This is a genomic window from Flavobacterium sp. W1B, assembly GCF_047344965.1.
Taxonomy (GTDB): Bacteria; Bacteroidota; Bacteroidia; order Flavobacteriales; family Flavobacteriaceae; genus Flavobacterium.
This window is the reverse complement of the sequence record NZ_CP178845.1, coordinates 389,639-402,000: the sequence shown is the minus strand read 5'-3', so window position 1 is coordinate 402,000 and position 12,362 is coordinate 389,639. Positions and strand designations below refer to the sequence as shown.

Here is a 12,362-nt window from a genome sequence, read left to right as displayed (position 1 = left end):
CCACTGAAAATGGACAATAGCTAACAGAATGCAGTGGTAAGAAAACCGAGAACCGATAACGGAAAACCGCTAACAGAAAACTATCTCAATACAAAAACGAAAGATGAATTGGTATGTCGTTTATACAAAACCCAAATGGGAGAAAAAAGTAGCAGAGCAATTGAATGCAATGGGAATTGACTGTTATTGCCCTTTGATTACAAAGGTGAGTCAATGGTCGGATCGAAAAAAAAAGGTGGAAGTACCCCTTTTTAATTCCTATGTTTTTGTGCAATTGGAAGAGAGTGACCGCAATTTAGTGTTCCAATCTTCGGGTGCGGTACGTTATTTATTTTGGTTAGGGACGCCAGCAATTGTGAAAGAAGAGGAAATAAATACCATAAAAAAATGGCTTAAGCAACCCAATGAAGCTGAGATTAGGTTGGTTCCATATCAAATTGGAGATAAAATAAAGTTAGATACCGGGCCGTTTGCCGCTCAAGAAGCGATTGTTCAGGAAGTCAATAATACGCACTATGTTCTAGTATTAGAATCCTTAGGCTGTGTTTTGAAAATGAATTGTGCCCAACTTGTTTAGTTATAATTAAATTAAAAGAAAATGAATTCCAACATAAAAATAGCAGTAATTGGGTTAGGATATGTAGGTTTGCCTTTGGCTCGATTGTTTGCAACAAAATATCCAGTCGTTGGATTTGATATTAATGCTAACAGAATTGCCTCTCTTAAAGCAGGTACTGATACTACATTTGAAATAGATGATACTGTTTTGCAAAAGGTATTGTTAGAAAGTCCGGGAAATGAAAAAGGATTATTTTGTTCTTCGGAGCTAGAAGATCTTAGGTCTTGTAATTATTACATTGTCACTGTTCCTACTCCGGTTGATAAAAACAATCGCCCTGATTTGACCCCTTTGTATAAATCTTCGGAGACGGTCGCTAAGGTTTTGAAAAAAGGAGATATCGTTATTTATGAATCTACTGTATATCCTGGAGTAACCGAAGAAGAATGCGTACCTGTATTGGAACGCATTTCGGGTTTGAAATTTAATGTGGATTTTTTTGCAGGCTACTCGCCTGAAAGAATTAATCCAGGCGATAAAGAGCATACTGTCGAAAAAATTCTGAAAGTTACTGCCGGTTCCACTCCAGAAATCGGACAAAAGGTAAATGAGCTGTATTTGTCTGTAATTACCGCAGGAACCCATTTGGCTCCTTCTATAAAAGTTGCGGAAGCTGCAAAAGTAATTGAGAATTCGCAGCGAGATATTAATATCGCTTTTGTGAATGAATTGGCTAAAATATTCAACCTTATGAATATTGATACCCATGCTGTTCTGGAAGCAGCGGCGACCAAATGGAATTTTTTACCTTTCAAACCGGGATTGGTTGGTGGGCACTGCATAGGCGTTGATCCTTACTATTTGGCTCAAAAAGCACAGGAAATGGGCTATCATCCAGAAATAATTTTGGCAGGAAGGCGCTTGAATGACAGTATGGGAGACTATGTTGCTTCACAAATCGTAAAGCTGATGATCAAAAAAGGAATTTCGGTTAATGGAGCTAGTATCTTAATGCTTGGAATTACTTTTAAAGAAAACTGCCCCGATGTTCGCAATACTAAAATTGTGGATGTTATAGCAGCATTGACGGATTATGGAATTCAGGTGACTATTTACGATCCTTTGGCTAATCCGGAAGAGGTGTATCATGAATATAAATTAGAAACAAGAAACGAGGTTCCCAACCAAAAATTTGATACTGTGGTATTGGGTGTAGCACATAGTGAGTTTTTGAAAATGGATTTGTCTCAATTACAAAAGCCAAATGGTTTGCTGTATGATGTCAAAGGGGTTTTAGGAAATAATGTGGATGGGAGGTTGTAAATTTCCGGTTATCCGTTGTGGGTTATGAGTTGTGGGTTATCTGTTTTCTACTCACGGCCTACTGACCATTACCATCTACTCTCGACTATGAGTTAAGGAATTTTATATATAGATTTGCATAAAAATGAAGTATCCCTATAGGTAGTTTATATATAAACTATTGGTGCTTAGCTATGCTAGTTATATGGTCTTAATATGACAAAACAAGAGCTAATGCCATTTAAGCTGTACGATATCAATAAGGTATGAGATTAAAACTAAGACTTGTTGGGTGTAGCGCATAGTGAGTTTTTGAAAATGGATTTGTTTAAATTACAAAAGCCAAATGGTTTGCTTTATGATGTGAAAGGAGTTTTAGGAAATGATGTGGATGGAGGTTGTAAATTTTCGGTTATCTGTTGTGGGTTATGAGTTGTCGGTTATCTGTATTCTGTCTCTGCTTGACTAGAAGTTGTCTGAGCTAAAATGAATTGTTTTTATATATAGATTTGCATAAAAGAATAATGAATAATATGAAAAATATAAAATCGATTACACATGTCATTCTTACAGGAGGCGTGGGGAGTCGTTTGTGGCCTTTGTCACGTAAAAGTCAGCCCAAACAGTATTTGAATCTGTTTGGTGGAAAATCTTTGTTTGAAATGACGGTGGATCGCAACCGCAATATAGCCGATAAAGTGATGGTGGTTGGTAATATCGATAATTGCCATTTGAGTAGACAGGTATTGGAAAAAACAAATACTGCTTATATTGATATCATCGAATCCACTCCAAGGAATACGGCTGCCGCTATTGCTTTTGCTGCTTTTGCCTCTGATCCCGATGATATTCTGATAGTGACTCCTTCGGATCATATCATTGATGAAATGGAAGAGTATGAAACAGCAATAGGGGGAGCGATAGAAAAAGCGTCCCAAGGATTCATTGTTACTTTTGGAATTGTTCCGACTAAACCCGAAACGGGCTATGGTTATATTGAGCGCAAAGGAGATGATGTTATTTCATTTAGAGAAAAGCCCAACCAAGTTTCGGCTCGGGATTTTATAGCCAAAGGGAATTTCCTGTGGAACAGTGGGATGTTTTGTTTTAAAGCCGGAGTATTATTGGAGGAGTTAAAAGCTTTCCATCCAGAGGTCTATGAAACATCAAAAACGGCATGGGAAAATAATAAAAACGGGAATTTAGACTTGGATTTGTCATTGCAAATTCCTTCCATCAGTATCGATTATGCAGTGATGGAGCGGTCTAAAAAGATAAAGGTGGTTTCTTCTAAATTCAGCTGGTCTGATTTGGGTTCTTTTGAGTCGGTATATGATTATTTAGTCTCTATTGGTCATCCAGTTGATGAAAATGGGAATATGGTCATTGGAACCACTAATTACACTGCTTTTATAGGGATGAAAGACACAATTTTTGTTTGTACGGATACCGCTAATTTAATCCTGAAAAAAGAATTCTCTCAAGATGTTAAGAGTTTGTTTAATGAATTGGAAAGAAAGAATTCGGAGTTGTTGGATTGAGTTTTGTTGGTTGTGGGTTGTGGGTTGTGGGTTGTGGGTTTTCGGTTTTTGGTTGACTGCTTACTAAACACTGCCATTGCTTTCTGTTCTCAGTTGTGGGTTGTCAGTTATGTGTTGCCTGTCTTTTAGCCCTGTCCACTGAACACTGCTTTATGTTATCAGTTGTCTGTCTTCTAAACTTTGCTGTCCACTGACCACTGCTTTCTGTTGTGAGTTGTGAGTTGTGAGTTGTGAGTTGTGAGTTGTGAGTTGTGAGTTGTGAGTTTTCGGTTTTCGGTTGACTGCTTACTGCTCACTGCTCACTGCGTTCTAACCTCTGTTCTCAGTTATTGGTTGTCTGTTTTCTAAATGCTGATCACTGATCACTGCATTCTAAGCTCTGCCCACTAGGTCTTGCCTTCCATTTCGCATCACTAAATTTAGTGATATTTAATGCAATCCATTTTTAATTATTGGGATGTACCTGATTGATTATTAGTTCTTTGTTTGCTTGTTGTTTTTTAGGCTAATTTTAACGAAAGCCGATTGTTAAAACAAAATTTCGTTTTCAAATTTTTAAGACTATATTTGCAAAATTGTGAATTATCTTATGTTATTCTTAACAAGAAAAAAGGAGTAGGATTTAATATAATTTAATTAGGATTTAGTGAACCAATAATGGGAGTCGCTAAGGCGAAGCCGTTTATAGCTTATTCATTTTTGCTGCTTTTGTATTTGTTAAAAATAAATAAAATAGCTGTTCTTATCCTTAGCATTGATTTTCAAAATAATTATTGCCATTTATACCCCAATTATTCCAAAATGAAAAAAATTATTACTGTTGTCGTATTGTTTGTTGCATTTTTTCAATCTTCTGCTGTGCTAGCGCAGGATTTGTTGAAAAGTACTGATTTAAGTACATTGAAGGTCGATTATTTATCGGATAGCGATATAGCAAAGATAAAGTCACAATTGCAAACGAACAATGTTACCATAGAGCAAGCTGAGCCTATGGCTTTGGCAAAGGGTATGTCAGCTAGTGAATTTGCTAAATTAAAAGGTCGCTTGGCGATGCCAGCTTCTAAAAAAGAGGAGTTGCAAAAAGAAGGATTGGATGCTAAAGAATCCCAAAAAGAGTCTGGCAGAAAACAAGAGAAAATTGTGAATACCAAGGTTAAGGATTCTGTAAATGCTTTAATTTTTGGTTCGGAACTGTTTGATAATCCCACTTTAAATTTTGAGCCTAATTTAAAATTGGCTACGCCGGTGAATTACATCTTAGGGCCTGGTGACGAATTGCAGGTTAGTGTATATGGGATACAGGAATTCAATGCCAGTATTCCGGTAAGTGTTGAGGGGAAGATCAGTATTCAATATGTAGGGGAAATAGCCGTTTCGGGCATCACAATTGAAGCAGCTACTCAAAAAATTAGAGGAGCTATGGCAAGGGTATATAGTACCGTAAGCTCAGGCCAATCTCAAGTGAGTGTTAGTTTAAGCCGTATTCGAACCATTAAAGTAACCTTAATAGGAGGTAAGCAGCCGGGTAATTATGCGATATCCTCTTTGGCAACCGCTTACAATGCTTTGTTTCTTGGCGGAGGACCCGGGAAAAACGGAAGTTATAGAAATATTGAATTGATTCGAAACAATAAGGTATATGCCAAAATTGATTTGTATCAGTTTCTGGTTAAAGGGGATCAATCTGCCAATGTTGGTTTAAGGGATAATGATGTCATCCGGATTCCGGCCTATAGTCAAAGGGTTACGGTTGAAGGACAAGTAAAGCGTCCTGGTATTTTTGAAATGAAAACTGGAGAGACTTTCGCCGATTTATTAGGCTTTGCTTCGGGTTTCAATGAATTTGCTTATACCGCATCGGTGAATGTGTTGCAAAAAACAGGCAAGGAATTTAAGGTGACGGATATACAGTCTGCCGAATTCAATAGTTATAGGCCTTCTTCAGGAGATGTGTTCCGAGTGACTAAAATATTGAATCGATTCGAAAACAGAATCAAAATTGAGGGGGCTGTTTTCAGACCGGATGTTTATTCTTTTTATGAAGGGATGCGTATCTCTGATTTGGTCGCCAAAGCAGATGGATTGAAAGAGGATGCCTATGGCAAAAGAGCCCGAATCATTCGCTTAAAGTCTGATTTGACTACGGAAATTGTCAATGTTGATTTAGGGCAGGCGCTGCAAGGTAATCTTGAAGCGGATGTTGTTTTGAAGAAAGAAGATGTGGTAACGGTGTATTCTATTTTAGATTTTAGAGAAGAATATAAAATCACCATCGATGGGGAAGTGAAAAATCCGGGAGAGTATGAGTATTATGAGAATCTGACCTTGAATGATTTAATTGTTCAGGTTGGTGGATTGACCGGTTCGGCTTCCAAAAGGGTTGAAGTGGCGCGTATGGTCATTTCGGAAACAATTGACGATTCCAATCCCAATAAGGCCGAATTGTTTACGATAGAGATTAGTCCTGATAGCAATGAGCAAGCAAAAAATTTCGAGTTAAAACCTTTTGATGTGGTGAGTATTCGTAAAATGGCGGTTTATGAAAAACCGGAAATGGTGACTGTAAGTGGAGCCGTGCATTATGCCGGAAAATATGCTTTGGTTAATAAAAAATCAAGGGTGTATGATGTCATTCAAAGAGCCGGAGGATTAACTTCGTTGGCCAATATAGAAGGGGTGAAGATCAAAAGACCGATTGCTGCCAAACAAATTGAGGATATCGAAAATGTGAATCTGAATTTGGGAAAAAAAGACAGCATTCAAAACAAATTAGAGAAAAAATTAAAAGAAGAATTGAAGTTTGCGACCATTCCATTGGATTGGAAAGCGATCGCTAAAAACCCAAATAAGGTTGCCAATGTGACTTTGTTCGCCGGAGATGAGATTGAGGTAGCTACGTTTAATGAAGGTGTTAAGATTGCTGGTAATGTGCTGTTGACATCAGAGATACCTTATGAAAAAGGGCGCTCTTTTGGGTATTATTTGAATGCCGTGGGTGGAGTGGATGCCAAAGGCTGGAAGAAAAAAGCCTATGTGATTTATCCTAATGGAAAGGCGGCTGTAGCCAGTTCCTTCTTATTCATCAGATCCTATCCTGCAGTAAAACCGGGTTCTCAAATTATCGTTCCTGAAAAACCAGAAGTGAAGAAGATGAGTACCGGAGAATGGGTGGGTATAGGAAGTGTAATCTCTAGCTTGGCTTTATTGATTATAACGGCTTTTAGATAGAACAGCGAGTTGTCGGTTCTCAGTTATGAGTTTTCCATTTTCGAAAACCGCCACCGTAGCAGTCGACAGAAAATAAAGGATAATGATCATAAGGCAGTGTTAAGAATGCAGTGTTCGGTGTTCAGAAAACCCACAACCCTACAACAGAACGCAGTGGTCAGTGTAGAACGCAGTCAACTGATAACAGAAAAGATACAACCCACAACCGATAACGGAAAACGGATAACAGAATAATATGAACGAACAAAATTCAAACGACGAAATATCGTTAAAGGAATTGATAGAAAAAGGAAAGGAATGGTATTCCTACCTACTTTCGCAATGGAAAATAATCCTGTTGGCAGGAATTATTGGTGCAGCATTAGGCTTAGCTTATTCCTTTATAAAAAAGCCAGTTTATACAGCCACTTTATCCTTTGCATTAGAGGATGAAAAAGGCGGTGGCGGCTTAGGTGGAGCGCTTGGACTAGCAAGTTCTTTCGGTATTGATCTAGGCGGCGGAGGCGGCAGCATCTTTACCGGATCGAATTTAACCGAGTTGTTTAAATCTCGTTCTATGGTTGAGCAAACCTTATTGACTTCAGTAGTCTATAAAGACAAGACCATTTCGTTAGCTGAGATGTATATCCAGGAACGTAATTGGAGGGAAAAATGGGAAAGTAAACCCCAATTAAAAACCATCCAATTTTTACCGGAAACCAATCGCAAGTATTTTACAAGAGTACACGATAGTATTCTAGGCGTCATGTACGATGACTTATCTAAAAGCGGTTTGACTGTTGGTCAAAAGGACAAGAAAATCGCGATTATCTCGATCGATGTGAACTCCACCAACGAATTGTTTGCTAAATATTTTACTGAAGCTTTGGTCAAAAACGTATCTGATTTTTATATTGCAACCAAAAGCAAAAAGGCCAGGCTGAACATGGCAATCCTACAACGACAAACTGATTCTATTCGTGGAGAATTGAACGGAGCGATCACCGGTGTGGCAGTGGCAAATGACAATACCTTTATGCTGAACCCGGCACTGAATGTTCGTCGTGCGCCCTCTGCTCGCAGGCAGGTCGATGTGCAAGCGAATACCGCTATCTTAACTGAGTTAGTCAAACAAAGTGAATTAGCTAAGGTTACGCTGCGCAAAGAAACTCCTCTAATCCAGGTAATTGACCAACCGATCTTGCCTTTGAAAAAAGAGAAATTTGGGAAGGTGAAAGGAATTTTGTTGGGGGGAATCTTGGCTGGATTTTTAGTGGTGATGGCTTTAATTTTAAGAAGAATTTTAAAGCAATTAGTTTAAATGTATGGGAATAATAATTTTCGAGTTGGATAACTTTTAGTGCCTTTGATTTATTGCACGCAGGGCATATCAAAATGCTCGAAGAAGCCAAAAGGCAATGTGATTACCTTATACTGGGCTTGCAAACCGATCCTACGATTGACCGACCAGAAAAAAATAAGCCGACTCAAACCGTAGTGGAGCGCTACATCCAGTTAAAAGGTTGTCGTTTTGTTGATTAAATAGTTCCCTATACTACAACAAGATTTAGAAGATATTTTACGTGCTTTTAAAATTGATGTGCGTAGCGTTGGGGATGAGTATAAGGAGCAAAACTTCACAGCGAGAATCTTTTGTGAAGAAAGAGGAATTGATTTGTATTTTAATCGAAGAGACCATCTTTTTTCGTGCAGTGTTTTGAGAAAAGAAGTAGGAGAAACGCAATTAAAACAATAGTATTAATAATGTCTATATAAAAGGACTGGATTAAAGGTTGATAATTTTGATATATGGATAAAAAGACGGAAATTAATCATGTAATTCTCACAGGTGGGGTGGGTAGTAGGTTATGGCCTTTATCACGGAAAAGTCAACCAAAACAATATCTTGATTTATTTGAAGGTAAGTCCTTGTTTGAGATGACCGTTAACCGTAATCGCAATTTTGCGGATAAAGTAATGGTTGTAGGTAATGTTGACAATTGTCATTTGAGTAGGAAAGTGATGGAAAAATCGGATATCCCATATATAAATATAATTGAATCAACTCCAAGGAACACTGCCGCTGCAATAGCTTTTGCGGCTTTTGCATCTCATCCGGAAGATATTTTGGTTGTAACACCTTCAGATCATATCATTGATGAAATGAAAAATTACGAGGCTGCTATTAATGAAGCTATTGGCAAAGCTTTTGAAGGGTACATAGTTACTTTTGGTATTATTCCATCAAAACCTGAAACGGGTTATGGTTACATTGAACGCAAGGGGGATGATGTAATTTCTTTTCGGGAAAAGCCCAACCAGGTTACGGCGGCTGATTTTATAGCGAAGGGTAATTTTTTATGGAATAGCGGAATGTTTTGTTTCAAGGCCGGCGTATTTCTGGAAGAGTTGCAATTGTTTAATCCTGAAGTTTACGCGAAATCAAAGATTACCTGGGAGCATCAGGTCAATGGAAAATTGGATTTGGATTTATCTCTTGACATTCCTTCGATTAGTATCGATTATGCGGTCATGGAAAGAAGCAAGAAGATCAAGGTGGTTTCGTCCTACTTTGGTTGGTCTGATCTAGGGTCGTTTGAAGCGGTTTATGATTATTTGGTTTCGATAGGACATCCGGTGGATAAAAATAGGAATATGGCTATTGGGACTAGTAACTATACTGCTTTTATAGGGATGAAAGATTGTATTTTTGTTTATACCGATACAGCAAATTTAATTTTGCAAAAAGAGAGCTCTCAAGATGTTAAGAATGTATATAACAAATTGGAGAAAGCAAAGTCGGATTTGTTGAATTAAAATAACGTTCTAAGGATTTATATTTAGGCTTACAATGGCATGATGGATAGACCATTCGATTAATATTGTAAAGTTAACTGATGTTTCTAGTATAGTTTCTGACTTAAGAAGCCGATAACGAGGTTAAAGAATTTTTGCTAAGGAAAATCCAGTAGGAATTATTACTATTGCTGCAAGAGTAGAAGGAATATTGGACAAGAATAATTATCTACTTCAATTTATTATGGGAAATAGTAAATTTAAAATAATCTAATCGAGAAGTATTGCAATCTAGTGTTGAAAAATATATTTCTTTGGGTAGTTTTTGCTCTATAAAACAAACTGCAATACTATTTACGCATTGTTAGGAATTGGAGAGCATTTGATTATAAAATATTTGATAGAAGGGATTCTGAAAATACTTTTTTAACTTGTTTCTGTGAGTTGAAATACTAGGCATTTGTAGTATAAAGAATAAAATAATGTAATTTTATAAATTAATTATGATTAAAAACTTAATTGTATTTGGAACTCGTCCTGAAGCTATAAAAATGGCGCCATTAGTAAAAGAGTTTAATAAAAATAATGAATTTTTTGAAACTCGAGTTTGTGTTACTGCACAACATCGTGAAATGTTAGATCAGGTTTTGGATTTTTTTGATATAAATCCAGATTATGATTTGGATTTAATGAAACCAAACCAAAATTTGTATTCCCTTACAGCTGATATTGTTATGGGGTTGAAATTAATATTGGAAGAGTTTCAACCTCATTATGTATATGTTCATGGAGATACCACTACAACTATGGCTTCAAGTATTGCTGCCTTTTATTCAGGAGCTAAAGTGTGTCATGTAGAGGCGGGTTTAAGAACATATAATAAACTATCCCCTTTTCCTGAAGAGCTAAATAGACAAGTAACGGGGCGTATTGCTGATATTCATTTTGCACCTACATTTACTTCAAAAGAGAATTTATTAAAAGAAAGTGTTATTGATGAAACGATATTGGTTACTGGAAATACAGTAATCGATGCTCTTCTGGATAGTTCAGAAAGAGTAAATTCACTTCAAAATGACGAAATTGATTCGTTGAAAAGAGAATTGGACTTTACTAAGCGTATTATTTTAGTAACTGGGCACCGTAGAGAAAACCATGGGGATGGGTTTATTAATATTTGCGCTGCTTTAAAAGAAATTGCTTTAGGAAACCCAGACGTGCAGATTGTATATCCAGTGCATTTAAATCCTAATGTGAAAGGGCCTGTTTATGAAATTCTTGGTAAAATCACCAGTATTAAATTAATTAATCCCTTGACTTATCCTGCTTTTGTTTGGTTAATGAACCAGTCCTACTTGATCATTACGGATTCAGGTGGAGTACAAGAAGAAGCTCCTAGTTTAGGTAAACCAGTATTGGTAATGAGAGATACGACGGAAAGACCAGAAGCAGTTGATGCAGGAACGGTAATTCTGGTGGGTACCGATAAAAATAGGATAGTAGCAGAATGTAACAGTTTATTAAATAACAAAGAACGTTACGAGCAGATGAGAGAATTGCACAATCCCTATGGCGATGGTAAAGCATGTGAACGTATCGTAAATTATATTTTAGAATTAGAAAAGAGTTTAATATTAAATTAAATATATTTATAATGATTCAGCCAAAAGTTGTAACTATCGGTTTAGGTTATATTGGATTACCAACTTCAGCATTAATAGCCAATAATAATATTCCTGTTTATGGTGTTGATATCAATCAAAAAGTAGTAGATATCATCAATGCAGGTGAAATTCATATTGTCGAGCCTTCGCTGGATGAAGCTGTTGCTAAAGCAGTTTTAGAAGGCTATTTGAAGGCGGGTATAAAGCCAGTGATGGCTGATACTTATTTAATTGTTGTGCCTACACCTTTCAAGGCTAAAAATGAGCCAGACATTTCGTTTGTGCAAGCAGCTACTAAGTCCATCCTCCCTTTACTAAAAGAAGGCGATTTATATATAATTGAATCTACGTCTCCTATAGGGACCACCGAAAAGATGTTGCAATACATTTATTCTGAACGTCCTGAGTTAAAGGATAAATTATATATAGCCTATTGTCCAGAGCGTGTTCTTCCGGGTAATGTGATGTTTGAGCTTGTACATAACGACCGTGTAATAGGTGGTGTAAATGAATCTTCTACTTTAAAAGCGGTTGCTTTTTATAGTCAATTTGTAAAAGGGGAATTGCATAAAACTAATGCACGTACTGCTGAAATGTGTAAGTTGACTGAAAATTCGTCAAGAGATGTGCAAATTGCCTTTGCAAATGAATTATCACTTATTTGTGATAAAGCAGGTATCGATGTTTGGGAACTAATACAACTGGCAAATAAACATCCTCGAGTAAATATATTACAGCCAGGTTGCGGTGTAGGAGGACATTGTATAGCAGTAGATCCCTATTTTATTGTGTCTGATTATCCACTAGAGTCTAAAATTATAAGTACTGCTAGAGAAATAAATAACTACAAGTCATTTTGGTGTGCGGAAAAAGTAAAAAACGCAAAATTAGAATTCAAATTGAAATACGGTAGAAGTCCGAGTGTTGCATTAATGGGATTGGCTTTTAAACCGAATATTGATGATTTAAGAGAGTCTCCAGCAAAATATGTGGCGCAAAAAGTAATGCAAGATGCTCACAATGAAGAGTATTTTATCGTTGAGCCTAATATTGAAGAACATCCAGTTTTTAAATTAACAAATTTTGAATATGCAATTGAAAAGGCAGATATTGTTGTTTTTTTAGTAGCTCATAAAGAGTTTAAAGGGGTGAAAATCAATGCTGATAAGGTGATAATTGATTTTACGGGTGTGAAATTTCAACAATAAAATTGTTTCGAGTAAATAATGAACCGTATAGAATTCTCAGGGGCTTATTAAACTAATTAAAATACTATAAGAGTCGATATTAATC

General features: G+C 36.7%; 8 protein-coding genes and 1 pseudogene. All 9 read left to right on the top strand.

Features of this window, described 5'->3' with window-relative positions; all coding sequences use genetic code 11:
* The first annotated feature begins 103 nt into the window (after positions 1-103).
* The 9 genes and pseudogenes from ACMDB5_RS01760 to wecC all read left to right on the top strand — a co-directional run bounded on the left by ACMDB5_RS01760 (position 104) and on the right by wecC (position 12,277).
* Positions 104-577: a UpxY family transcription antiterminator gene (locus tag ACMDB5_RS01760; RefSeq protein WP_413999322.1), complete on the top strand. Its 474-nt coding sequence runs from the start codon at positions 104-106 to the stop codon at positions 575-577.
* Between the two features lie 21 nt (positions 578-598).
* Entirely contained in the window at positions 599-1,882 is a 1,284-nt protein-coding gene (locus tag ACMDB5_RS01755; RefSeq protein WP_413999321.1) for a nucleotide sugar dehydrogenase, read from the top strand.
* 512 nt (positions 1,883-2,394) lie between these two features.
* A complete protein-coding gene (locus ACMDB5_RS01750) occupies positions 2,395-3,402 on the top strand; it encodes a mannose-1-phosphate guanylyltransferase (protein ID WP_413999320.1) in 1,008 nt (335 codons plus the stop codon).
* Between the two features lie 801 nt (positions 3,403-4,203).
* Positions 4,204-6,630: an SLBB domain-containing protein gene (locus tag ACMDB5_RS01745; protein ID WP_413999319.1), complete on the top strand. Its 2,427-nt coding sequence runs from the start codon at positions 4,204-4,206 to the stop codon at positions 6,628-6,630.
* A 235-nt stretch (positions 6,631-6,865) separates the two neighbouring features.
* Positions 6,866-7,930, top strand: a complete 1,065-nt coding sequence (locus tag ACMDB5_RS01740; RefSeq protein WP_413999318.1) for a Wzz/FepE/Etk N-terminal domain-containing protein — start codon at positions 6,866-6,868, stop codon at positions 7,928-7,930.
* Positions 7,931-8,004: 74 nt separating this feature from the next.
* Positions 8,005-8,365, top strand: a pseudogene (locus tag ACMDB5_RS01735) (glycerol-3-phosphate cytidylyltransferase).
* 53 nt (positions 8,366-8,418) lie between these two features.
* On the top strand, positions 8,419-9,426 hold the full coding sequence (locus tag ACMDB5_RS01730; protein ID WP_413999317.1) for a mannose-1-phosphate guanylyltransferase: 1,008 nt from the start codon (positions 8,419-8,421) through the stop codon (positions 9,424-9,426).
* A gap of 482 nt (positions 9,427-9,908) precedes the next feature.
* Positions 9,909-11,048, top strand: coding sequence for a non-hydrolyzing UDP-N-acetylglucosamine 2-epimerase (gene wecB / locus ACMDB5_RS01725; protein WP_413999316.1), 1,140 nt, complete (start codon positions 9,909-9,911; stop codon positions 11,046-11,048).
* Positions 11,049-11,059: 11 nt separating this feature from the next.
* Positions 11,060-12,277 (top strand): UDP-N-acetyl-D-mannosamine dehydrogenase, encoded by a 1,218-nt coding sequence (gene wecC, locus ACMDB5_RS01720; RefSeq protein WP_413999315.1) that lies wholly within the window; start codon positions 11,060-11,062, stop codon positions 12,275-12,277.
* Positions 12,278-12,362: the final 85 nt, after the last annotated feature.